The organism is Streptomyces sp. CB01881 (assembly GCF_002953255.1).
Lineage (GTDB): Bacteria > Actinomycetota > Actinomycetes > Streptomycetales > Streptomycetaceae > Kitasatospora.
Window position 1 is genome coordinate 1,491,864 of the sequence record NZ_CP026498.1, and the last position, 22,537, is coordinate 1,514,400.

At 75.4% G+C, this 22,537-nt stretch carries 18 protein-coding genes and 1 pseudogene; 10 read left to right on the forward strand and 9 right to left on the reverse strand.

Annotated features, from left to right (window positions below; translation table 11 throughout):
• Positions 1 to 541: 541 nt before the first annotated feature.
• Both C2142_RS39455 and C2142_RS06525 read left to right on the forward strand, forming a co-directional pair.
• Complete coding sequence (locus C2142_RS39455) at positions 542 to 1,303, forward strand: amidase domain-containing protein (protein ID WP_241003126.1); 762 nt, start codon at positions 542 to 544, stop codon at positions 1,301 to 1,303.
• Positions 1,303 to 1,755: a hypothetical protein gene (locus C2142_RS06525; RefSeq protein ID WP_148641507.1), complete on the forward strand. Its 453-nt coding sequence runs from the start codon at positions 1,303 to 1,305 to the stop codon at positions 1,753 to 1,755. The genes C2142_RS39455 and C2142_RS06525 overlap by 1 nt, the downstream gene beginning before the upstream one ends.
• 190 nt (positions 1,756 to 1,945) lie before the next feature.
• Here the strand turns inward: C2142_RS06525 and C2142_RS06530 are convergent, their stop codons facing one another.
• A complete protein-coding gene (locus C2142_RS06530; protein ID WP_148641508.1) occupies positions 1,946 to 3,166 on the reverse strand; it encodes an amidohydrolase family protein in 1,221 nt (406 codons plus the stop codon).
• Positions 3,167 to 3,232: 66 nt separating this feature from the next.
• On the opposite strand from C2142_RS06530, the gene C2142_RS06535 reads away from it, so the two are divergent.
• Positions 3,233 to 3,853 carry a TetR/AcrR family transcriptional regulator gene (locus tag C2142_RS06535; RefSeq protein ID WP_162002420.1) on the forward strand — a complete coding sequence of 207 codons (621 nt, stop codon included), beginning with the start codon at positions 3,233 to 3,235 and terminating at the stop codon, positions 3,851 to 3,853.
• Positions 3,854 to 3,991: 138 nt separating this feature from the next.
• Here C2142_RS06535 and C2142_RS06540 read toward each other — a convergent pair whose 3' ends face one another.
• Both C2142_RS06540 and C2142_RS06545 read right to left on the reverse strand, forming a co-directional pair.
• Complete coding sequence (locus C2142_RS06540) at positions 3,992 to 5,383, reverse strand: gluconate:H+ symporter (protein ID WP_148641510.1); 1,392 nt, start codon at positions 5,381 to 5,383, stop codon at positions 3,992 to 3,994.
• Complete coding sequence (locus tag C2142_RS06545; protein WP_148641511.1) at positions 5,383 to 5,949, reverse strand: gluconokinase; 567 nt, start codon at positions 5,947 to 5,949, stop codon at positions 5,383 to 5,385. Before C2142_RS06545 ends, C2142_RS06540 begins: the two co-directional genes overlap by 1 nt.
• A 260-nt stretch (positions 5,950 to 6,209) precedes the next feature.
• Here C2142_RS06545 and C2142_RS06550 point away from each other — a divergent pair, with 260 nt between their 5' ends.
• Both C2142_RS06550 and C2142_RS06555 read left to right on the forward strand, forming a co-directional pair.
• Complete coding sequence (locus tag C2142_RS06550; RefSeq protein WP_148641512.1) at positions 6,210 to 6,950, forward strand: FCD domain-containing protein; 741 nt, start codon at positions 6,210 to 6,212, stop codon at positions 6,948 to 6,950.
• A 121-nt stretch (positions 6,951 to 7,071) separates the two neighbouring features.
• On the forward strand, positions 7,072 to 7,479 hold the full coding sequence (locus C2142_RS06555; RefSeq protein WP_148641513.1) for a hypothetical protein: 408 nt from the start codon (positions 7,072 to 7,074) through the stop codon (positions 7,477 to 7,479).
• A gap of 44 nt (positions 7,480 to 7,523) precedes the next feature.
• Here the strand turns inward: C2142_RS06555 and C2142_RS06560 are convergent, their stop codons facing one another.
• The 4 genes from C2142_RS06560 to C2142_RS06575 form a co-directional block, all read right to left on the reverse strand.
• Positions 7,524 to 8,288 (reverse strand): metallophosphoesterase, encoded by a 765-nt coding sequence (locus C2142_RS06560; protein ID WP_148641514.1) that lies wholly within the window; start codon positions 8,286 to 8,288, stop codon positions 7,524 to 7,526.
• Between the two features lie 47 nt (positions 8,289 to 8,335).
• On the reverse strand, positions 8,336 to 12,895 hold the full coding sequence (locus C2142_RS06565; RefSeq protein ID WP_148641515.1) for a hypothetical protein: 4,560 nt from the start codon (positions 12,893 to 12,895) through the stop codon (positions 8,336 to 8,338).
• 74 nt (positions 12,896 to 12,969) lie between these two features.
• Positions 12,970 to 13,845: a hypothetical protein gene (locus tag C2142_RS06570; RefSeq protein ID WP_148641516.1), complete on the reverse strand. Its 876-nt coding sequence runs from the start codon at positions 13,843 to 13,845 to the stop codon at positions 12,970 to 12,972.
• A 166-nt stretch (positions 13,846 to 14,011) separates the two neighbouring features.
• Entirely contained in the window at positions 14,012 to 15,547 is a 1,536-nt protein-coding gene (locus C2142_RS06575) for a hypothetical protein (protein ID WP_148642229.1), read from the reverse strand.
• A 153-nt stretch (positions 15,548 to 15,700) separates the two neighbouring features.
• On the opposite strand from C2142_RS06575, the gene C2142_RS06580 reads away from it, so the two are divergent.
• The 5 genes from C2142_RS06580 to C2142_RS06600 all read left to right on the forward strand — a co-directional run bounded on the left by C2142_RS06580 (position 15,701) and on the right by C2142_RS06600 (position 20,306).
• On the forward strand, positions 15,701 to 16,738 hold the full coding sequence (locus tag C2142_RS06580; protein WP_148641517.1) for an IPT/TIG domain-containing protein: 1,038 nt from the start codon (positions 15,701 to 15,703) through the stop codon (positions 16,736 to 16,738).
• A gap of 329 nt (positions 16,739 to 17,067) precedes the next feature.
• Positions 17,068 to 17,625: a hypothetical protein gene (locus tag C2142_RS06585; RefSeq protein ID WP_148641518.1), complete on the forward strand. Its 558-nt coding sequence runs from the start codon at positions 17,068 to 17,070 to the stop codon at positions 17,623 to 17,625.
• 125 nt (positions 17,626 to 17,750) lie between these two features.
• Entirely contained in the window at positions 17,751 to 18,527 is a 777-nt protein-coding gene (locus C2142_RS06590) for a 5-oxoprolinase subunit PxpA (RefSeq protein WP_241002414.1), read from the forward strand.
• A 212-nt stretch (positions 18,528 to 18,739) separates the two neighbouring features.
• Positions 18,740 to 19,360: a 5-oxoprolinase subunit PxpB gene (pxpB, locus tag C2142_RS06595; RefSeq protein WP_148642231.1), complete on the forward strand. Its 621-nt coding sequence runs from the start codon at positions 18,740 to 18,742 to the stop codon at positions 19,358 to 19,360.
• Between the two features lie 64 nt (positions 19,361 to 19,424).
• Positions 19,425 to 20,306, forward strand: a complete 882-nt coding sequence (locus C2142_RS06600; RefSeq protein WP_241002415.1) for a biotin-dependent carboxyltransferase family protein — start codon at positions 19,425 to 19,427, stop codon at positions 20,304 to 20,306.
• A 94-nt stretch (positions 20,307 to 20,400) separates the two neighbouring features.
• Here C2142_RS06600 and C2142_RS06605 read toward each other — a convergent pair.
• Positions 20,401 to 21,346 (reverse strand): annotated as a pseudogene (locus C2142_RS06605) (aminoglycoside phosphotransferase family protein).
• Positions 21,347 to 21,537: 191 nt separating this feature from the next.
• Positions 21,538 to 22,317, reverse strand: a complete 780-nt coding sequence (locus tag C2142_RS06610) for an alpha/beta hydrolase (protein WP_148641519.1) — start codon at positions 22,315 to 22,317, stop codon at positions 21,538 to 21,540.
• Positions 22,318 to 22,537: the final 220 nt, after the last annotated feature.

The following is a 22,537-nucleotide window of genomic DNA, read 5'->3' on the forward strand; positions in this document are numbered from 1 at the left end:
CGGCGGCGACGCCGGGCTGGTCGTCGGCTGGAACGCCCCGACCGACCGCGGCTCGGTCGGCGAGATCGGCTACACCGTCCGGGTCGAGACCTCCGACGGCACGCTCGTCAAGGAGCTCGCCACGGCCGACGTCCGGGCCGTCTTCACCGGCCTGGACAACGCCCGCTCGTACCGCGCGGTGGTCACCGCCCGGAACAGCTACGGCAGCGCCGCCCCGGTCGCCTCGGCGCTGGTCCAGGGCACCCCCGCGGCCGGCGGACCGGACCAGTACCGCGGCTTCGTCCAGGAGTACCTGGAGGCCCGCAACAAGGTGAAGATGAAGAGCGGGTTCACCGCGCCGGACGCCGCCGCCGAGGCCGCGCACGGCACCGTCTTCGTCGATCTGCTGGCCACCCAGGAGGCCTCGCTGGTCGCCAACCGCGAGGCGCTCGCCACCCAGAACCAGCTGTACACCGCGGCCGCCGTCACGCTGACGGACGTCGTCGTCGACCAGCAGACGGCCGGCAAGGTCGTGGTGCGGGCCACCGTCAAGGACTCGGTGATGATCCGGTCCAACGGCGTGGACTCCCCGAGCGAGAGCTCCGGCCCGGCGCGGTTCGAGTTCACCGTCGGCCCGACGGTGGTGCTCGCCTCCGAGGCCGACGACGTCGCGGCGCAGCAGAAGCTCTCCTCCTCCGCCGCGGCGCAGGCCCAGGTCGAGGTCGCGGACGCCGCCCAGCCCGACCCGGCGGACGGCCAGAAGGCGATCCCGCTGGACGCCAACGGCTTCCCGGTCCAGCCGGCGCAGCAGGCCGCCGGCGCCGTCCAGGCCGGGTACAACTACAACGGCACGGCGAACTGGGCCCGGAACAACGTCAACATTCCCAAGGAGTTCCCGCAGGACTGCACCAACTTCGTGTCCAAGGCGCTGTACTACGGCGGCGGTATGAAGGTCCGGTACGGTTTCAAGACCTTCGACAGCGCCTGGTGGACCAACGACTACTGGATGTTCGGCTGGCACATCAACCGGAGCTACACCTGGGCCGGCGCGGCCAACCTGCACCGGCACCTGCTCAATCACCGGTACTCGACCTGGCTCCGGTGGACCTCCGAGGCCCGGCCCGGTGACATCGTGTTCTTCAAGTGGAAGAAGGAGTCCCGGATCAACCACGCCGCGGTGGTGGTCAGCTGGGGCGCCTCGATGGAGCTCCGCCAGCACGGCCGGACGGGTGTCACCACCCTGAACGAGGTCCTGTCGTACTACCGGCAGAAGGGCGACCCGATCGAGTGGTTCGTCGTCGTCCGCCCGCTCGGGTCCAACTGATGGCGCCGGGGCGGCCGGTCGCGGCCACGCTGGCGGCCGTGCTCTCGGCCGCCCTGGCGGCGGGGTGCTCCAGCGGTGCCTCGGACGCCGAGCTCGCGTACGCGAGTGACTACGCCGGCCATCCGCACCTGCGGGTGACGGGCTACCCGGTGACCGGGACGCTGGACGTCGTCCAGCAGGTCGTCTGGCGGCTCGCCGACGGCGCCGGGGGGCGGCTGGAGAAGCTGGCCTCCTCGGACGGCTCGGCCGCCGAGCACCGGGCCGCCGCGGCCGCCTGGGTCGGCGAGTACCAGCAGGGTGCCAGGGGGCCGGTCACCGCCGACTTCGGCGACGACCCGGCCGACCGGCAGACCGTGCGGCTCAGCTTCCACGACACCGGCCAGGTGAAGGAGCTCACGCTCCGCCTGGACGGGCGGGCGGGCGACGCCGGCTGGCGGGTCCTGCTGAAGTAGTCCCCTGCTCGAACCCCCCGGCGACGGGCGGGCGTTCCTCCGGGAGCGCCCGCCCGTTCGCGTTCGACGGTCCGCCGGATCGCGTCCGCCCGCCCGTTCGCGTCCGCCCGCCCGTTCGCGTCCGCCCGCCCCGTCGAGGCCTCCGGGACGGCGCCTCTCCGGACCGGCGCCGACCGGACCACCGCCCGGGTCAGACCACCACGCCGGCCTTGACCACGTACTTCAGGTGGCGCTCCGGGGCCGTCAGCACCCCGAGGTCGGCCAGCGGATCGCCGTCCACGAGCAGCAGGTCGGCGTGGGCGCCGGGCGCGAGGGTGCCGAGCAGCCCCTCCATCCCGAGCAGCCGCGCCGCGGTACTGGTCGCCGAGCGGATCACGTCGGCGGCCGGCTGCACCTCCGCGCGGAGCCGGAACTCCTCCAGCTGAGCCGGGTGCAGCGGCCCGAGCAGGTCGCTGCCGTAGACCAGGTTGGCGCCCGCGCGGTGGGCGCGTTCGAGGGCCGACAGCCCGGCGTCACGGACCTCGGCCAGCTTGCGCTGCGAGGACTCGGGCAGGCCGGAGCGGGCGCCGAGCTTCGCCGTCTGCTCGTACGCGACCAGGGTCGGCACCAGGAAGGCGTCCTTCTCCACCAGCAGCGCGAGCGTCTCGTCGTCGATCAGGTTGCCGTGCTCGACGCAGCGCACGCCGGCCCGCAGTGCCCGGGCGATGGCGCGCGGGTGGTAGGCGTGCACGGTGACGTAGCGGTTGTGGTTCTCCGCCTCCTCGACGGCGGCGCGGATCTCCTCCTCGCTGTACTGGACGGCGGCGATCTCGTCGTGCGGCGAGGCGACACCGCCGGAGAGCAGCACCTTGAGGTGGGCGGCGCCCTTGCGGAACTCGTCGCGGGCGGCGGCACGGACGGCGTCCACGCCGTCGGCGATCCGGGCGAAGTTCGGGCGGGAGTCGCAGCAGGGCGGCGCGTCCTCGCCGAGCGGGCGCAGGTCGCCGTGGCCGCCGGTCTGGGAGAGCGCCTTGCCGCCGTGGATCAGCCGGGGGCCGGGCACCAGGCCCTCGTCGAGTGCGCGGGCCATGCCGTGGTCGGCGCCGCCGACGTCCCGGACGGTGGTGAAGCCGCGGCGCAGCATCCGGCCGGCCTCGGCGAGGGCCCGCACGGTGAGGTAGCCCGGGGTCATGTTCGCCACGGCCTGGAGGTCGAGGGTGGTCACCAGCAGGTGGACGTGGGCGTCGATCAGGCCGGGCAGCACGGTGGCCCCCGGGGCGTCGATCACCCGGACGCCGTCGCCGGGCATGGGCGGCCGGCCGGTGCCGGTGGCGGCGATGCGGCCGTCGGCGACCTCGATCCACCCGGCGTCGGTACGGGTGCCGGTCTCGGGGTGGAGCAGGTGGGCACGGGTGATCAGCAGTCGGCTCATGGCGAGGTTCCCCCGGAAGCAGAGTTCAATACGACATGTATTGAATACACCATGTATCGTGATGTTGTGAATCCACCCCCGGCCGGAGACGGCTCCCCCAGACCCCCGCGCCGACGCGTCCACACCCGGGCGCGGATCCTCGCGGCCGCGAGCGAACTGTTCCTGACCGCCGGGTACGGGCGGACCAGCATCGAGGACATCTGCGGCACCGCCGGCTACACCCGCGGCGCGTTCTACTCGAACTTCGCCACCAAGGAGGACCTGCTGCTGGCGCTCTTCGACGAGCAGGCGGCGGGCCGGATCGACGAGCTGGACCGGCTGGCGGCGGCCGCCGCGGCACTGGCACCGCAGGAGCGCGCCCGGCGGCTGGTCGAGGCGCTGCTGCGGGTGGAGCCGGCCGAGACCGGCTGGATCCTGCTCTTCCTGGAGTTCCGGCTGCTGGCCGCCCGGACACCGGGCCTGGCCGAACGCGTCGCGGAGCACGACCGGGAGGTGTCCGCGGCGCTGGCGGCCGTCCTGGAGCGGGCCCTGCCCGGGCTGGTTCCGCCGGGCGCGGGGGCCGGGCAGGCCGCCGCGGTGATCCTGGCCGCCCGGGAGGGCCTGCTGGCCCGGACCGCGGCAGGCGGGCCGGCGGCGGAGGAGCTGCTGGCGGCGACCACGGCGGTCCTGGGCGGGCTGCTGGGCTGAGCCCCGCGCCCCCACCGGTCGCGAACGCCCCGGAGGGCGGCACCCGTTGCGTACGGGTGCCGCCCTCCGGGGCGTGTGGCGGTGCCGTGACCGGCCGACGTGGCGGCGGGCCGGGGCCGCGAACAGGCGGTGCCGCGGTCAGATGACCAGGCTGAGCGGCATGATCAGGGCGATGGCGACCACCGAGATCACCGTCTCCATCATCGACCAGGACTTCACGGTCTGGCCGACGCTCATCCCGAAGTACTCCTTCACCAGCCAGAAGCCGGCGTCGTTGACGTGCGAGAAGAAGAGCGAGCCCGCGCCGATCGCCAGCACCAGCAGGGCCGCGTGGGTCGACGACATGTCGGCGGCCAGCGGGGCCACGATGCCCGCGGCGGTGATGGTGGCGACGGTGGCCGAGCCGGTGGCCAGCCGGATCAGGACGGCGATCAGCCAGCCGAGCAGCAGCGCCGAGATGTGCCACTTGCCCGCCCACTCGCTGACCGCGCTGCCGACGCCGACGTCGATCAGGGTCTGCTTGAAACCGCCGCCCGCACCGACGATGAAGACGATGCCCGCGATCGGGCCGAGCGACCTGCCCACGGTGTCGGCGATCCGGTCCTTCGAGAATCCGGCCGCCCGGCCGAGCGTCAGCATGCCCAGCAGCGTCGCGGCGAGCAGGGCGATCAGCGGCGAGCCGATGAAGTCGAACACCCGCTGCGGCATCGCCTTCGGGTCGTCGATCACGACGTCGGCCAGCGCCTTGCCGAGCATCAGCACGACCGGCAGCAGGATGGTCGCCAGCACGGCACCGAAGGACGGGGTCCGCTCGGGCTTCTCGGTCTCCACCGGGGTGGTGGTCGCCGGGATCGCCAGCGGACCGACCCAGCGCTCGGCGACCCGGGAGAACAGCGGGCCGGCGATGATCAGGGTCGGCACCGCGATCAGCAGGCCGAGCGCCAGGGTGACGCCGAGGTCGGCCTTCAGCGCGTCGACGGCCACCAGCGGGCCCGGGTGCGGCGGGACGAGCCCGTGCAGCACCGAGAGACCGGCCAGCGCGGGGATGCCGATCCGCATCAGCGGGACGTTGCCGCGGCGGGCGACCAGCAGGACGATCGGGATCAGCAGGACGACGCCGACCTCGAAGAACAGCGGCAGGCCGAGGACGGCCGCGATCAGGGCCATCGCCCACGGCAGCGCCCGGGGACCGGAACGGGACAGCACGGTGTCCGCGATGATGTTCGCCCCGCCGGAGTCGGCGAGCAGCTTGCCGAGCATCGCGCCCAGGCCGATCAGCAGGCCGACGCCGGCGACCGTGGCTCCGAAGCCCGTCGAGAAGCTGGAGAGCAGCTTGTCGAACGGAGCTCCCGCGACGGCGGCCAGCAGACCCGAACCTATGGTCAGGGCGAGGAACGGGTGCAGCTTCAGTCTGGTGATCAGCAGCACGATGGCGCCGATGCTGAGCAGCACCGCGAACAGCAGCCGGGAATCGCTGCCGATGTGCGGCAGGGCCGGTGGGGCGGCCGCGAGCACGAGGGTGGGGGACATCACGCGAGGTCTCCATTGACGGGCCGCAGCAGTGCCACGGCCATCTCGACGAGTTGGTCGGGGGACGGGCCGACGTCCAGGACGGCGCCGCGCTCGTCCGCTCCGAGGGGTTCCAGGGCGGCGTACTGCGAGTCGAGCAGCGACGGCGGCATGAAGTGGCCGGCGCGGCGGGCGAGCCGGTCCTCGACCAGCTCGTGACCACCGCTGAGGTGCAGGAAGAAGGCACCCGGGCAGGCCGCGCGCAGGGTGTCGCGGTAGCGGCGCTTCAGCGCCGAGCAGGTGACCACGCCGCCGGTGCCGGCTTCGGTCCGCTCCTCGAGCCAGCCGCCGAGGGCGTGCAGCCAGGGGGCGCGGTCCTCGTCGTCCAGCGGGATGCCGGCCGACATCTTGGCGATGTTGGCGGGCGGATGGAAGTCGTCCGCCTCGGCGTAGGGCAGGCCGAGGCGGTCGGCCAGGAGGCGGGCCAGGGTGGTCTTGCCGACACCGGAGACACCCATCACCACGACCGTGAGGGGGCCGGGGGTGGTGGGTCCGGGGGTGTCGTGGTTCTCGACGCTGAGAGCCATGGGTGGTGCTCCTTCGTTGCCAGGCCGCCACTATCGCCCCAAAGATATGATGTATTCAAGTGACGGAAACCAAATCGTCATACTTTTGATCCTGGGGGCGGCGGGGCCGGACCCGGGCGGGCAGCCCGCAGTACCCGCGGGCGGCGGGGACCGGACCCAAGCGGGCGACCCACCGGACCCCTGCAGCCGAACGGCCGGACCCGGGCCGCGGGGCGAGGGGCGCGCGGCACGGGGCGACGGGTGACGTCTAGGCTGGGCGGATGGAGATCCAGGGGCTGCCCGGCCGACTGCTTGCCGAGCTCGGACCGGCCATCGCGTCCGGGGAGGTTCCCGTGGGCGCGGTGCTGCGCACCGAGGAACTGGAGGAGCGGTTCGGGGTGTCGCGGACGGTGGTCCGCGAGGCGGTGCGGATCCTGGAGGGGATGCGCATGGTGGCGCCCCGCCGCCGGGTCGGCATCACCGTCCAGCCGAAGTCCGACTGGGACGTCTTCGACCCGCTGGTGATCCGCTGGCGGCTGGCGGGCAGCGACCGGCCGGCGCAGCTGCGTTCGCTCGGCTCACTGCGGGTCGCCGTGGAGCCGGCCGCGGCCGCCCTGGCCGCACGGCACGCCAGCGACGACGAGCGGCGTCAACTCAGCGCACTGGCGGTCGAGTTGACGATGACGGCACGCGCCGCCGACCTGGAGACCTTCCTCCAGCACGACATCGCCTTCCACGCCACGGTGCTGCGGGCTTCCGGCAACGAGATGTTCGCCCACCTCGGGGACACCGTCGGGGCGGTGCTGACGGGCCGCACCGAGTACGATCTGATGCCTCATCAGCCGGAGCCGTACGCGATCCGGCTGCACCGCGAGGTCGCGGAGGCGATCTGCGCGGGGGACGCCGCACACGCCGAGCAGGCGATGCGGACGATCGTGGCGGGGGCGCTGGAGGAGCTCGACCAGCAGCTGGGCCGGCCCGAGGCCCCGACGGGGCTTTCCGGCACAGATCAGACGATTTGACGGCAGTTCGGTGAATTCGGGCGCATAGTCCGGGTGTGGCAGGGCAGAGTGTCCTCCGGGGGCGCGTTTCGTGCGCCCATCCCGCACGCCTGCCACCGTCGACCGCGCTGGGGGTCGCCCGATGTCCGTCGCACGCCGTCGCCGCCGTCTGCCCGACGAGGTGCGGACCGCCGCCGTCCGGGCGGTGCTCTGCCTGGCCTTCACCCTGGTCGGCCTGCTGGTCGCGACGCTGGCCTCGTTCGCGGGCAGCTGGCTGCTGACACCCGCACTGATGGCGATGGGGCTCGGGGTGTTCGGCTCGGCGTGGTGCCTGCTGGAGATCATGATCTCGCGCCAGGTCGCCGCCCAGCGGATGCGCGGGCCGAACTCGGCGTCGCCGATGGCGGGCAGCCGGGCGCCCTCCGGGCCGCGGCCGCTCCCCCGCCCGGCCGGGCCGCCGCCGCCCGGCGGAACGCCACCCGGAGGCCCGGCACCGCGCGGCCCGGTGGCGGGAGGTCCGCCGCGTCAGCCGCGGGTGCCGACCGCGTAGCCGTACGGCCCGGGCCGCTCGCGGGCGGCGGGCGGTGACCGGCGTCAGGCCGGGACGACGGCCCGGAAGTGGGTGGTGAGCCGGCCCGCGTCGTCCAGGACGTGGAGGACGAGCATCGGCGGCTGGTCGAAGGTGACGTCGGCCGTGCCCTCGCAGGCCAGCGAGACGGTGGAGACCACGCCGGGGGCCACCAGCACCGGCAGCCCGGCGAGCGTGGTGGCCGCGCCCGTGTGGGCGTGGCCGCAGAGCAGGGCGGCGACCCGGGGGTGGCGGGCCAGCACCTCGGTGAGGCGCTCCTCGCCGAACTGGCGGATCGGGTCGACGTACGGCAGGTGCAGCTCGGCGGGCGGGTGGTGGAAGGCCACCAGCGCGGGCAGCTCCTGGCGGCCGTCGGCGAGGCGGGCGTCCAGCCAGGCCAGCGTCTCGTCGTCGAGCAGGCCGTCGTCGCGGCCGGGGATCGAGGAGTCGAGCATCAGGAGGTCGGCGCCCGGCAGTTCGTGCCGCCGGTTGACCGGTCCCGCGGTGGGCGCCTCGCCGAGCAGCACCTCCCGGTAGGCCTCGCGCCGGTCGTGGTTGCCCGGACAGGTGAGCACCGGGTGGCGGGAGGCCAGCACCTTGGCGACCTGCTCGTACTCCGCCGACAGGCCGTGGTCGGCGAGGTCGCCGGTGACCAGCACGGCGTCCAGCGGGCCGGGCAGGGCGTTGAGGTACGCCATCACCTGCTCGGCCCGCCGGTACGCGCGGGCGCCAAAGTCGCCTTCGTGGTCCTGACCGATGTGGATGTCACTGAACTGAGCGATCGTCACCATGCGCACACGCTAATACGATCACCGGACAGCTGGCACCTGACAAAGCGTCACGAAGTGGGGGCCTCCGCGGGGCGCTTGAACATCCGGGTGGCGGTGATCTCGCCGTGGATGACCGGGCCGTCCGGGTCCGGGGCGGCCGGCAGGCCCGGCCGCAGGTGCTCCTCCACCGAGATGTACTTGAGGCCGGCCCGCAGGTCGGCGTCGTTGCGCAGCCGGATGACCAGCGGGAACTCCGCCAGCGCGGTGGTGTCGAAGAGACCGGTGGTGTAGATCAGCTGGACGCCGAGCGCGTCGGCCACGGCCCGCTGGAGCTCCAGCAGGTACGTAGCGTTGGCGCGGCCGATCGGGTTGTCCAGGAAGAGCGTCCCGGCGTGCCGCAGCTGCGACTGGCCGCGGTCGTTGGCGCGCAGCGCGGCCATGGTGCAGTACAGCGCGATGGCCGCGGTGAGCAGCTGGCCGCCGGAGAAGACGTCGGACATCTGGCCGACGCCGACCCGTTCGGCGCGCAGCACGGCGTCGGGCTTGAGGATCTCGACGGAGACGCCGCGCGGGCCGATCGCGGCGGCGACGCCGCGCAGCAGCAGGGACATGCCGTCGCGGCGCAGGTCGCTGTTCTTCTTGACGGCGGCGCGGGTGGCCTCGTCGATCACCTCGCCGAGGCGCTCGACCAGGGTGGCGTGGTCCGGGTCCTCGAAGCGGATCCGGAGGAACTCCTGGCCGGACCACTCCCCGAGGCCCTCCGGCAGGCGGGAGAGCCGCTGGGCGGCGCGCAGCGTGGTGAGGGAGGACTCGACCAGGCCGCGCAGGCGGTCGACGATCGAGCCGCGGTTGCGCTCCAGCTGGGCGAGTTCGTCGGTGAGCACGCGCAGCCGGGGGGCGAAGGCGGTGGCCCAGGCGGCGGCGTGGTCGGGCAGGGCGGAGGCGGGCAGTTCGCGGATCTGCTGCCGGGCCGGGGTGCGGACGGCCTCGTAGCGGGCCGCGTTGGCGTGCCGGACGAGCGCGTCGGAGGCGTCGCGGACGGCGAGTTCGGCGGAGGACAGCTCGCCGGCGGCGGTGCGCAGGGCGCGGCGGGCGTCGGCGGCGGCCGTCCGGGCGTCGGCGAGCGCGCCGAGGTAGGGCTCGGCCGGCTGGCCGTCGTCGTCCTGGTGCTCGCGCAGGCCGTCCCTGAGCTGGCCGGCGTGCTCGTCGAAGTCGGCGGCGGCGGCCTGGGCGGCGTCGAAGGTGCGCTGCAGGTCGGCGTGGGCGGTGCGGGTGTTGTCCACCGTCTCGCGGCGCTCGGCGAGGCGGCTGGTGGCGGTGCGCAACAGGGCCTGGGCGTGCTCGGGGTCGGTGGGGACGAGGTCCTCGGGCAGCTCGGTGTGGGCCTCGCCGTCGGCGGGGGCGGAGCGCTCGGCCTCGCCCCGCAGGCGGCCGAGCTGCTCGCTGGCGGCGGCGGCGCGGGCCTCGATGGTGGCGACCAGCTCCTCGGCGCGGGCTGCGGCTGCCTGCCGCGCCGGGCCGTCGGCGCCGTCGGGGCTGCCGAGCAGTTCCTCGGCACGGGTGCGGACCTTGTTGGTGAGGCGGTCGAGTTCGGTCGCGGCGGCGGCCTCGTCGCCCTCGGCGCGGGCCTGTTCGGCGCGCAGGTCGGCACCGACGCCGACCTTCTCGTAGAGCTGGGAGGCCGCGCGGTAGGCCTCGCGCAGGGCGGGCAGCGCGGCGGGCGCCGTGTCGGACGGGCCGTCGGCCTGCTCGGCGGCGGGGATCTCGGCACGCTCGGCGCGCAGCGCGCGGGCGGTGCGGCGGGCGTCGTCGGCGGCGCGCTGGGCGGCGCGGCGGTCCTCGTCACAGGTGCGGGCGCGTTCGGCGCACTGGGCCTGGCGGCGGTCGCACTCGGTGGCGTCCTCGGCGAGCTCCCGCAGCGAGCGCGTCCAGCCGGCGCGTTCGCGCAGCCGGAAGGCGAGGCCGGAGAGGGCGTCGGCGCGGCGGCGGGCGCGCTGGGCGGCCTCGCGGTGCTCCTCGTGGGCGAAGGCGGCGGCGGCGTGGTCGGTCTCCGCCTCGTCGTGGTCGGCGCGCAGGGTGCCCAGGGCGGCGCCGGCCTGCTCGGCGTGCTCGCGGGCCGCCTGGGCGGCGGCGGCGAGCTCGGCGAGGGTGCCGGGCGGGCAGCTGGCGTGCCAGGAGGCGAGGCGGGCGGCGAGGGCGCGGTCGCCGCCGAGGCGGGCGGCGAGTTCGCGGATGTGCTCCTCGCGGGCGGTGGCGCGGGCGCGCAGTTCGCGGCGCTCGCCGTCGGCGGCGGACTCGTCGTGCATGGCCGGGTTCGGCGGGACGAGGAAGAACGCGGGCTCGCCGGTGATCGGGGCGACGAGCGAGGCGGCGGCTCCGACGGCGACGGTGGAGCGCGGCAGCAGGGCGGCGGCCTGGAGGGTCTCGCGGGCCCGGTCCAGCGAGTTGGGGTCGGTGATGACCACGCCGTCGACGAGTTCGGGGCGGGCGGCGAGGAGCGCCTCGTGGTCCGCCGGGTCGACGGACTGGGCGAGGTAGCGCCAACCGGGAAGGGCGGGGATGCCGTGCTCGGCGAGGTACTCGACGGTGGCGAGGACGTCCGGGCCGGGCGGCAGCAGGCCGCCGTCGCCGAGGGCGGCGAGGATGCGGGAGTCGTCGGCGGCGGCGGTGCGCAGGTCGAACAGGGTGCGCTCGGCGGTGGCGATGGCCTCGTCGAGCAGCTCGCGCAGGTACTCGGCGTTGCGGTCGAGGACGGCGGGGGTGAGGAAGCCGGCCTCCTCCTCGGAGCCGTCCTGGTAGGGCGTGAGGGAGAGCAGGTCGGCCAGACGGGGCTCGGTGGCGAGCAGGGCGGCGGTGCGCTGCTCGGTGGCGAGGGCCTGGGCGGCGGCCTTGCGGCCGTCGTTGGCGCGGGCGGCGGCGAGTTCGGCGCGGCCGGTGGCGGCGGCGGACTCGCGCAGCCGGGCGGCGGCGGACTCCGCGGCGGTCCGGGCCTGGGCGAGCGCGGCGCTGGCGGTCTTCTCGACGTCGGCGGCGTGCAGGGCGGCCCGGGCCGGGTCGACACCGCCGTCGGCGTCGATGAAGCCGGCCGCGACGGCGGCCTCGGTCTCCTGCTCGACCTCGGCGAGGCGCTGGCGCAGGTGGTCGGCCTCGCTGCGGGCCTTCTGGGCGGCGGTGGCGGCCTCGGTGGCGTCGGTCTGGGCCTTGGCGCCGTCGGCCTGGAGCTCGCCCGCGCGCTCCTCCTCGGTGTCGGCGCGGCCCTCGGCCGCCGCGGCGGCGGCTTCGAGGGCGCGGGCCAGGGTGGTGGCGGCGAGGGCGCGGGCGGCCAGCGCGGGGGCGGCGTCCAGCTCGGCCTCGCGGATGGCGGCGGCGACCCGGGCCACCCGGTCGGCGGCGGCGCGCTGGCGGAGCACGGCCTCGGCGGCCTGCCACGCGGAGTGCAGGGTGCGGGCGTCGGTCAGCTCGCGGCGCAGCGCGGCGGCCTCGGCGGTGGCGGCGGCCAGGCCCAGGGCGGCGTGCCGGTGGGTGAGTTCGGCGGTGATCAGGGTGTGCCGGGTGCGGTCGGCCTCGGCGGCGGTGACGGCGCTCGCGGCGGCGGCGACCTCGATGGCGAGGTCCTGCGCGCGGTCGCGTTCGGCGGCGGCGCGGGAGGTGAGGGCGTGGGCGAGCCGGCGGGTGCGGCGCTCGGCGGTGCGGTGGGCGTCGCGGACGGTCTCGCGGGCGGCGGTGGCCTCGGCGATCCGCTCCAGCAGGTCGAGCGAGCCGGCGGTGAAGTCGCGTTCGGCGGTGAGTTCGGAGCGGCGGCCGAGCTTGGCGGCGAAGCCGTGGACGAGGTCGGCGAGGCCGTCGGTGTCGCGGGTGTCGGTGACGGCGCGCAGCAGGAGGTCGGTGAAGTCGCTGTCGTGCTTCACCGCGAAGAGTCCGGCCGCCTCGCCCTCGTCGGCGTTCATCTCGCGCTGGTAGCGGAAGAGTTCGGGGTCGAGGCCGAGGTCGCCGAGGTGTTCCGTCCAGCGGTCGTGGCCGTCCTCGAAGACCAGGTCCAGGTGGGGGTGGGCCTTGCCGGCCTCGGTGAGGGCGTCGCGGAAGCCCTTCATGGTGCGGCGCCGGCCGCGGGCCTTCTGGTCGCCGGCCAGGCTGACCCGCTCGGCGACCGGCAGCGAGTCCAGGGTGAGGCCGGGACCGGGGCGGAACGAGTACCAGGTCTCGGCGAACTTGCGCGGGTCGGAGGAGACCTGCCGGCCGCGCCACTCGCTGACCTTGCCGACCACGATCAGCTCGCCGGTGACGGTGTGCTGCCACTCTAGCGCGACGTGGCCGCAGTCGTCGGCGAGCAGGAACTTGCGCAGCACGCCGGAGCTGGCGCCGCCGAGGGTGTTGCGGTGACCGGGGAGCATCACCGAGAAGATCAGCTTGAGCAGGACGGACTTGCCGCCGCCGTTCTCCAGGAAGAGCACGCCGGCCGGGGCGGGGCGGCGGACCGGGCCGTCGGTGTTCTCGCCGAAGAGGCCGATCTGCTGCGGGGCCGGGTCGGCGACGGGCTCGCCGACACCGCGCAGGTCGAGCACCGTGTCGGCGTAGCGGGCGCCGGCCGGTCCGATCGAGTAGAGGCGGACCCGGTTGAGCTCGTACATGTGCGGCGGTTCTCCAGTGCGGGTGGGTCAGAAGGCTCGGGTGGGGCTCTGGGCGCTCGGAGGCCCGGGAGGGCTCAGAGCGAGTGGAACGGCAGGCCGGCGTCGGCGACCAGCTCGTCGCCGGTGTCCGGCGGCAGCAGGCTGGCGGTCCCGTCGGACACCGGGACGACACCGAGGTCGAGCAGCTCGGCCATGGCGGCGCTGCCGGCCAGGTCACGGACCTGGAGCTGGTAGCGGGCGGTGGTGCGGTAGGTGCCGCCGGCGTCGTCCGAGGTCTTCTGCAGGAAGCCGGAGTCGACCAGGAACATCACCGCCTTGGCGACGATGCCGATGGTCGAGCCGGAGAGCCGGCGGGCGTCCTTGGTGGCGCCGGTGGCGGTGCGCCGGGCCCAGACCCGCCAGGCGGCCTCCAGGCCGGGGGCGTCGCTCTGCGGGTCGGTGTTGGCGCCGTCCACCTCGGCCTGCTCCTCCAGCCGGCGGCAGGCCTGGCGGACGAAGGAGTCGACGCCGTTGACGGTGATCCGGCCGAGGTAGCCGTCGTCGGCGAGGTCCTCGGGGCGGGGGAAGGCCATCGCGGCGACGGCGAGGTGGGCGAGGCCGTGCAGGAACCGGTCGGTGGACTCGGAGGCGGCGCGCCGCGAGTAGTCGCCCATCCGGACGGCGAAGACGGAGTCCTCGGCGGCGGCCACGGCCATGCCGGCGCGCGGCGAGACCTCCAGGACGACCAGGCCCATGCCGGTCGCGACGGCGTCGGCGAGGCGGGCGAACGGGGGGTCCTCCCGGTGGCGGCGGACCAGCTCGGCGTACTCGGCGTCACGGGCCGGGAGCAGCTTGGCCTGGAGGCCGAAGGAGACCAGCCGGGCCGCGTCGGCGACGTCGGCCGGGGTGATCGCGGCGGGCGCGGCCGGCTCGGTCTCGGGCGCCCAGGACGTGTCGTGGTGGGTCGTCACGGGCGGTGCTCCTCGGTGCTGTTGCGGTGCGGGCGGGGCTGGCAGGGCTGGCGGGCGCAGGTACGGCGGGCACCGGGGAGGCCGGTGCCGTTGCGGTGCGTACGGGGGTGGCCGGCTCGGGGGTCGCCGGTACGGGGCCGGCCGGCACGGGGGTGGTGACCGGTCGTCAACTGGCGTCCTTGCGGTCCGCCGCCATGCCGGCCGCGTCGAGCAGGGCGCTGCCGACGATGAGGTCGGCGCCGCCGAACTCCGGGTCGCGCAGCGGGGTGCCGTCGTCGACCGCGAAGAGCAGCCGCTCCTCGCCCTGCCGGTAGGCGGTGCCGACCGGCGGGCTGGCCGCGTGCACGGCCAGCAGGGCGACCAGGTAGGGCAGCTCCGGGTCCTGCTTGCGGGCGTCGGCGAGCAGGCCGGAGAGCCGGCGGGGGGCGTCGGCCGGCAGGTCGAGCAGCTCCAGCGCCGACTCCAGCTGCGCCTCGGAGAACCGGCTGTCGTCGGGGGTGGCGACGAGGTCCGGGTCGGGCAGCTCGGCGCCCAGGTGCTCGCGCTCGACCGGCGGCGTGAGCAGCAGGTCGACCAGGTCGGCGACGCGGACGGAGACGGGCGTGCGCAGGCCGGTGCCGCGGGCGAAGAAGGCGCCGGTGGGCCGGACGGCCTGCTCCAGCGGCAGACGCAGCACGGGCGCGAGCAGCTGGCCGTAGAGGTCGATGCCGCTGCGGGCGCCGGGGGCGGCGAAGGCCTGGCGGTCCTGTTCGGCGCGGAATAGCGGGCCGGCCTCCAGCAGGCGGGTCTGCAGCTGGGTGTGGCGGCGGATGCAGTCCTTGACGATGTCGACCAGCTCGGCGGCCCGGCGCTTGTGCTCGGGCTCCACGGCCTCGTCGCGGGCCTTGCGGATGTTGGTGAGAATCGCGTTCTCGTGCCGGTAGCGGTCGGCGATGTGGTCGAGCGCCTCGTCGATGAGGTCCGGGATGGCCTGCATCCAGTCGACGGCGCGGACGTTGCGCCGGGTGGCGTCGAGGGCGCGGCGCAGCGTCTCGGCGTACTGGACGGTGCGGTAGCGGGCCTGCTCGGCGGCGAGCTGGGCGTCGGCCAGGCGGCCCCGGCGGATCAGCACCTCCAGCTTCACCTCGGCGGCGATCTGGGCCGAGGTGACGTCGGTGTCGAGCGCCCCGACCAGGACGTTGACCGCCTCGTCGGTGGTGCGCAGGTAGACGCCGCCGTCGGGGCCGGGCACTTCCTCGATCAGCTTGAAGTCGTAGTCGCGGCGCACGTACGCGCCGTCCGCGCCGAAGGTGCCGTAGACGGCACGGAAGCCGCGGTCGACACTGCCGACGTTGATCAGCGACTCCAGCACCCAGCGGGCCACCCGCTCGTGCTCGGGGGTGGGCCGGCCGGCGGCCTGGGCGGCGACGCGGGGCAGCAGCCGGGCCAGCACTATGTCGCGGTCGGCCCCGGTGTCGAAGTCCATGTGCAGGGTGACCAGGTCGATCGCGGCGAGGCCGACCTCGGCCATCGCGTAGCCGCCGTACTCGCCGGCCAGCATGCCCTTGCGGTTGTCCAGGTCGTGCAGCGGGGCGGTGCAGGCCAGCGCCTTGAGCCGGCGGGCGAGGCCCTCGTCGGCTGCGGGGCCGGGCGCGGGCCGCGCGGCGGCGGTGGCGGGCCCGGCGGGCGGCCGGAGCCCGTGCTCGGTGGGCGGGTCAGCGATGGCGGTCACGGAGGACAAGATTAGAGGTAGTCACCGACATCGACCGAAACGGACCTTACAGGCGGGCGGGAGCAGGGGTCGAAGGCGGTCCACTAGAACTGGATTTCGAGAAAACCACCTCGCGGCGCACCCGGCCCGGCCATCATGCGTCCTATGATCACCAGACTGGTACGAGGCGGCCTCGCCGCCGCACTGGCCGCGACCACCCTCGCCGCGGGCGCCGCCGTCTCCGTCGCCGCGACCACCGCCCGCACGGCGGTCACCGGCCCGAACGTCAGCGTGACCCAGGCCGGGAACTACCCGATCTTCCCGGTCGACAGCACCAACTTCGCGGTGACCTGGACGTCCAACGGCACCGCCGACCTCACCGGGCCCACCCGGCTGACGGTGGACCTGCCGCCGGGACTGACGACCAGCGGCGCCGCCTTCACCGCCTCCCCGGCCGACTACACCTTCACCGAGACCGTCTCCCCCGACGGCCGCCGCCTGGAGGCCGTCTTCACCGGCACCCGGGCCCCCGGGCGCAGCGACTTCATGAAGGTCTACGTGGCCTCGCACGGCACCAAGCCGTCCGGAGCGATCACGGTCACGGTCGCCAACGCGGGCGACTCCGACCCCTCCGACAACGTCTCCACCTACCTGCTCGGCAGCGGCCTCCAGCCGCGGGCGACCGCGCCCGCGCCGGCCGTCACCGGGATCGGCACCACCACCGGCCCGGGCGCCGGCGGCACCGCCGTCACCGTGAGCGGCAGCCACCTGTCCAACGGCTTCGTGCTGTTCGGCGGCACCCCGGCGAACGGCTCCTGCACCGACACGGCGTGCACCGTGACGGCGCCGGGCGGCTCGGGGAACGCCCCGGTCACCGTGGTGACGCCGGGCGGCTCGGCCACCGCGCCGGCCACGTTCGACTACACCGGCGCACCGCCCGCACCGCCGGCCGCACCGGTGGTCACCAATCTGACCACCAGGAGCGGCCCGGCCGCCGGCGGCACCCAGCTGTACGTCCAGGGCTCGAACCTGACCTCGGGGACGGTGGCCTTCGGCAGTGTGCCGGCCGGCCACGTCTCCTGCGGGCCGACGTTCTGCTCGGCCACCGCTCCGGCCGGGACGGGCACGGTCGACGTGACCGTCACCACGGCGGGCGGGACCAGCGCGGTCGGCACGGCGGACCGGTACACGTACACCGCGTAGCGGAGGTTCGCGAGGGGTGGCCGGGCGCGGTTCGCGTCCGGCCACCGGCGTTTCCGGAGGCCGGCGCTTCCGGGCAGCGGCTTTCCGGAGGCCGGCTTTCCGGGCGGCGCCGCGTCCGGACGCCGGTGGCGCGTGCGGACCGCGCCCGGGGCCGTCGGCGGCCCCGGAGCCCCGGCACTCCCCCGGGGCAGCCAGGCGTTCCCGCGGGGCGTTCGGACACTCCCCCGAGATGGAGTTGAACACGTTCAATTCCGAGGTCTAGAGTCGTCCTGCGCGGGTGGGACATGGCCTCACCTGCTCTTCGGCATGTCGGCATGGAGGTTTGCGCGATGGGCACTGAATCCGAGGCGGCGCTGCGGCGGGTACGCCGGTGGCTGGGGATCTTCGTGGTCTGCCTGGTGCTGAGCGGTCTGACGGCCTTCCCGCTGGAGGCCGAGACCAGGTGGCTGGCCGACTTCGCGACCGGGCCGGCCGCCCCCGTCACCGACCACCTGCCGGCCCTGGTCGGCCGGCTCGAACGGGTCCGCGACGGCATCGCCGAGACCAACGCCCGCTACCCCTTCCTCGCGTACGGCACCGACTGGCTGGCCTTCGCCCACCTGGTGATCGCCGCCGCCTTCTGGGGCCCGCTCAAGGACCCGGTGCGCAACGTCTGGGTCATCCGCTGGGCCGTCCTCGCCTGCGCCGGCATCATCCCGCTGGCGCTGGTCTGCGGCCCGCTCCGGGGCATCCCGCTGTACTGGCGATTCATCGACATGTCGTTCGGCGTCGTCGGCGTCGTCCCGCTGCTGATCGTGCTGCGCGCGCTGCGTCCGCTGGAGCGGCTTGCCGACGCCGAAACCCGCGCCGCCGCCCGGGCCGGCGCCCGGGCCTCCGCCACCGGCTGATCCGTCCGGGGGAACGGCCCGCCGCCCGCCCGGCCCCCGCGCACGGGCGGGGCCCGCACGGGCGGCACCAGCCGTCACGCGCAGGCCCTACGATCTGGCTCAACAGCTGTGGGAGGCGGACCGGCGTGGCCGATGCGGTGATCGATCTCAATGCGGACCTCGGTGAGGGGTTCGGACGGTGGACGCTGACCGACGACGAGGCGCTGCTCTCCGTGGTGACCAGCGCCAACGTCGCCTGCGGCTTCCACGCCGGGGATCCGTCGACCATGCGCCGGGTCTGCGCGCTGGCTGCCGAACGCGGCGTCCGGATCGGCGCCCAGGTCTCCTACCGTGACCTGGCCGGCTTCGGCCGGCGCGCGATGGACGTCCCCCCGGACGAGCTCGCCGACGAGATCGCCTACCAGATCGGCGCCCTCCAGGTCTTCGCCCGCGCGGCCGGCTCCCGGGTCTCGTACGTCAAACCGCACGGCGCCCTCTACAACCGGGTGGTCGGCGACTCCGAGCAGGCCGAGGCGGTGGTCGCGGGCGTGCTGCGGGCCGGGGCGGTCTGCGACGGCCCGCTGCCCGTGCTCGGCCTGCCCGGCTCCCGGTTCCTGGCGGTCGCCGAAGGCGTCGGGCTCCCGGTGGTCACCGAGGCGTTCGCGGACCGCGCGTACACCTGGGCCGGCACCCTGGTGCCACGCCGCGAACCGGACGCCGTGGTGCACGACCCCGAGACGGTGATCACCCGCGCGGTCGGCATCGCCCGGGACGGCACGGTGGAGGCCGTCGGCGGCGAGCCGATCGCCGTCGAGGCGCGCTCGCTCTGCGTCCACGGGGACACCCCCGGCGCCGCGCAGCTCGCCTGGCGGATCCGCGGCGCGCTCGCCTCGGCCGGGGTACGGGTGGAGGCGTTCGCGTGACGGAGGCGGGGGACGCCGGCGCGGCGGGGCCGGCCCGGGGCGCAGCGGACGTCGAGGACACGGGGCGGGCCGGGGGCGCAGCGGGCGTCCCGGGCTCGGAGGGCGTCCCGGGCTCGGAGGGCGTCCCGGGCTCGGAGGGCGTCCCGGGCTCGGAGGGCGTCCCGGGCTCGGAGGGCGCGGGCCCTGCGGCGGAACACCCGGGGCCTCCGGAGATCCGAGCCGTCGGGGAGCAGGCGCTGCTGGTCGAGGTCGCCGGGGCGGCCGAGGTGGGCGCCCTGTACGCCTGGCTTCGCGAGCGGCAGGCGGTCGGCGAGCTGCCCGCCGTCGAGGAGATCGTCCCCGCCGCCCGGACCGTCCTGCTGGACGGCGTGGCCGACGTCCCCGCACTGGCCGCCCTGCTCCGGGCGGCCCGCCCGACGGCGGCGACCGCGGCACCGGGCCCGCTGGTGGAGGTGCCGACCGTGTACGACGGCGCCGACCTCGCCGAGGTGGCCGGGCTCTGGGGGGTCTCCCCCGAGGCCGCCGTCCGGATCCACACCGCGCCCGAGTACGTGGTCGCCTTCTGCGGCTTCGCCCCCGGCTTCGGCTACCTGACCGGCCTGCCGGAGCAGTACGCGGTGCCGCGCCACGCCACCCCGCGCAGTTCCGTCCCGCCCGGCTCGGTCGCCCTGGCCGGCCCCTACACCGGCGTCTACCCGCGGTCCTCCCCCGGCGGCTGGCAGCTCCTGGGCCGTACCGGCCTGCCGCTCTGGGACGCCGCCCGCGAACCGGCGGCGCTGCTCGCACCTGGCGTACGGGTCCGGTTCACGGCGGTGCGGGGTGACCGTGACTGAGCCGGGAGCCGTGTCCGGGCCGGGAGCCGCGGCCGAACCGGGCGCTGCGATCGAACCGGGGGCCGTGTCCGAGCTGGAGGTCGTGGCCGAGCTGGAGGTCGTCCGGCCCGGCCCGCTGACCACCGTGCAGGACCTCGGGCGCCGCGGCGTCGCCCACCTCGGTGTGCCCCGGGCGGGTGCGCTGGACGAGCCCGCGCTGCGCGCCGCCAACCGGCTGGTCGGCAACGAGCCGGGCGCGGCCGCGCTGGAGACCACCCTCGGCGGGGTCGCCCTGCGCGCGAGCCGACCGGTGACCGTGGCCGTCACCGGCGCGCCGTCGGCGGTACGCGTGGACGGGCGGGCCGCCGCCTGGGGCGCGCCCGTCGCCGTGCCGGCGGGCGCGCTGGTCGAGGTCGGCGCCACCACCCACGGCGTCCGCGGCTACCTGGCGGTGGCGGGCGGGATCGCCGTCCCACCCGTGCTCGGCAGCCGCTCGGCCGACCTGCTCTCCGGCCTCGGCCCCGCTCCGCTGGCCGCCGGCGACCGGCTGCCGGTCGGCCCTCCCCCGCGCCCACGGCCGACGCCGGACCTGGTGCCGCTCCCCGCACCCCCGGCCGAGCTGGTGCTGAGACTGCACCTCGGGCCGCGCGCCGACTGGTTCGAACCCCGGTCGGTGGCCTGGCTGGCCCGCGACCACTACCGGGTCGCCCCGGCCAGCAACCGGATCGCCCTGCGGACGGAGGGTCCTGCGGTCACCCGGTCGCGCGGCGGCGAACTGCCGAGCGAGGGCATGGTGCTGGGCGCCGTCCAGATCCCCCCGGACGGCCTGCCGGTCGTCTTCCTCGCCGACCACCCCACCACCGGTGGTTACCCCGTCCTCGGCGTCGTCCCGCCTGCCGACCTCGCCGCCGCCGCACAGGCCCGCCCCGGGACGCCGCTCCGGTTCGTGCTGCTGCGGGGCCGGTAGGCGCGACGCTGCAGGGAGCAGGACGTTCCGTAGCAGTGGGGCGCGGGCCTGGAGGTCACGCCGGACCGGCCGCGGGGCCGGTCAGCGGGACCGGTCAGCGGGACCGGCCCAACAGGGCCTCGGCAATGGCGCGTTGGTCCGGGCTGACGACCGCCCCGCCGTCCTCGACGTCCCAGAGGGTGTTCTGCAGGACGCGGGCCAGCGTCCAGCAGGTGGCGCGGGCCGGGTCGAGGGCGAGGGTGTCGGTCAGCAGGTCGAAGCGGCGACGGAGGGCGCGGGACGTCGCCGGTCGCGGTGAGATCGTCCCAGCGGTTCCGCAGGGCGGGGAGGAGCTCGAACCCCGGTTCGCCGGCCAACGGCTTGGGGTCGATGGCGAGCCAGGGCGCCCGGCCGTCCGCGCCCGCCGGGGCAAGCACGTTGGCGTAGTGCAGGTCCCAGTGGAGCAGGCGGTCGCCCGGTTCGTGCCGGACCTCGCGAAGGGCCGCGGCGCAGTCGGCGAGCAGACGGCGGTCGGCCGGGTCGGCCAGTGCGGCGAGCGCCTCCTGCACCCGGGCCGGCATCGCGTCGGCGACCTCGGCCAAGCTCCGCAGACCGGGCGGGGCCTGCTGCTCCGTCAGGCCGGCCAGCAACTCGGCGAGGACGTGCAGGGCGGCGAGGTCGTCCGGGACGGTGAGCAGGGAGCGGTCCGGGTCCAGGCGCTCCAGCAGCATCGATCCGGTCGCCGGGTCGTGGGCGAGCAGCCGGACGGCGCCCCGGCCGTCCCAGGCGCGCAGGGCGACGAGCTCGCCGGCCGTCTCCTCGTCCAGCGGCTGGAGCTTGAGCGCGGCCGGCGTGCCGTCCGCGCTCAGCACCGGGAGGACCAGCCCGACCATGCCGTGGGCGGGCCGTCCGTCGGGGCGCAGCGACCAGCGTTCCAGCAGCCCGGCGGCGAGTGCCGGAAGGCCGGCAGCCCAGTCGCGGCCCTGGTCCCCGCAGAACTCGGCGAGGAAGGCGGTGAGCGCGGCGGGGACGCGGAACCACGACTCGGGGGCCGTCGGCATGTGGGCGGCTCCTCGGCGACGGGAACGTGCGCGTGTCGTGCCACGGCGGCGTGACGTGTCGGGGTGGCGTGACGGTGTGGCGTGTCGCGTCATGGGGCACGACGTGCCGTGGGGGCGCGACGTGCCATGTAGACGTGGCGCGCCGTGGGGATATGACGTGCCGCGGGGAAACGGCGCGTCACATCAGCGTGTCACTCTCCCGCCGTACGGCGTGCCAGGGCGGCAGCGGCGGCCGCGGTGAAGCCCTCCGGATTGTCGAACATGATGTTGTGCCCGCAGTCCGGGACCGCCACCAGTTCCACCCCCGCCTCCCGCAGCCGGTCCGCGCCCGCCGGCTCACCGTCCGCCGCCGGGTGGAGGAACGTCCGCGGGACCTCCAGGCCGAGGAGGAGTTCACGCATGGTCGGGACGGTGCCGCGGGCGAGGTTGACCGCGCTGCGGTGGAGGGCCTCGGGGCCGGCGAGCCGCATGGTGGACCACCAGAACGGGCCGACCCACCGGCCGACCCGCTCCCGGCCGCCGGCCAGGAACTCCTCCTCGGTGAAGGTGGCGATCCCGCTGCTGCCCGGACGGCGGGCGGGCGCGATCGGGTCGAGGTTGGCGTCGACCAGGAGGAGATTGGCGACGAGCCGCGGGTGCCGGTGGGCCAGGACGATCGCGACCGCGCCGCCCATGCTGTGCCCGACCACCTCGACCTCGGCCAGTCCGGCCTCCTCCACCGCAGCCGCGACCGCGTCGGCGTGGGCCTCCAAGGTGTACGGGAAGTCCGCGGGCCGGTCGCTGATGCCGAAACCCAGCAGGTCGAGCAGGAGCGAACGACGCCCGCCGAGCAACGGATGAGCGGCCGCCGCCGCGAAGTAGACCGGCGAACTCGCACCCAGACCATGCAGGAACAACCGGGCCGGCTCGGCACCCGGCAACTCCACCCAACGAATCCGGTCGCCGTTCGGGGTCACGGTGGCTTGACGCACGGTCGTACTCCTCCTCGATTCGGGGCACTACTTCGGGGCACTCCAGCGAAATGCGGCGGGACGCAGCACAAGCACCGCACGCAGCAGCGCACGCAGCGCCACACGCAGCGCCGGCACAGCGGCAGCGCGGCACCAGCGCAGCGGCACGTCGGGAACGATACCTCGGACCCGAGGTATAGCGGTAGCGATATAATTGGCGGACGCCCGAGAACGACCCCCT

Coding starts and splice junctions, on each gene's coding strand:
- C2142_RS39455 (WP_241003126.1), top strand. CDS start 542: ATGATCCGGTCCAACGGCGTGGACTCCCCGAGCGAGAGCTCCGGCCCG.
- C2142_RS06525 (WP_148641507.1), top strand. CDS start 1,303: ATGGCGCCGGGGCGGCCGGTCGCGGCCACGCTGGCGGCCGTGCTCTCG.
- C2142_RS06530 (WP_148641508.1), bottom strand. CDS start 3,166: ATGAGCCGACTGCTGATCACCCGTGCCCACCTGCTCCACCCCGAGACC.
- C2142_RS06540 (WP_148641510.1), bottom strand. CDS start 5,383: ATGTCCCCCACCCTCGTGCTCGCGGCCGCCCCACCGGCCCTGCCGCAC.
- C2142_RS06545 (WP_148641511.1), bottom strand. CDS start 5,949: ATGGCTCTCAGCGTCGAGAACCACGACACCCCCGGACCCACCACCCCC.
- C2142_RS06550 (WP_148641512.1), top strand. CDS start 6,210: ATGGAGATCCAGGGGCTGCCCGGCCGACTGCTTGCCGAGCTCGGACCG.
- C2142_RS06555 (WP_148641513.1), top strand. CDS start 7,072: ATGTCCGTCGCACGCCGTCGCCGCCGTCTGCCCGACGAGGTGCGGACC.
- C2142_RS06560 (WP_148641514.1), bottom strand. CDS start 8,288: ATGGTGACGATCGCTCAGTTCAGTGACATCCACATCGGTCAGGACCAC.
- C2142_RS06565 (WP_148641515.1), bottom strand. CDS start 12,895: ATGTACGAGCTCAACCGGGTCCGCCTCTACTCGATCGGACCGGCCGGC.
- C2142_RS06580 (WP_148641517.1), top strand. CDS start 15,701: ATGATCACCAGACTGGTACGAGGCGGCCTCGCCGCCGCACTGGCCGCG.
- C2142_RS06585 (WP_148641518.1), top strand. CDS start 17,068: ATGGGCACTGAATCCGAGGCGGCGCTGCGGCGGGTACGCCGGTGGCTG.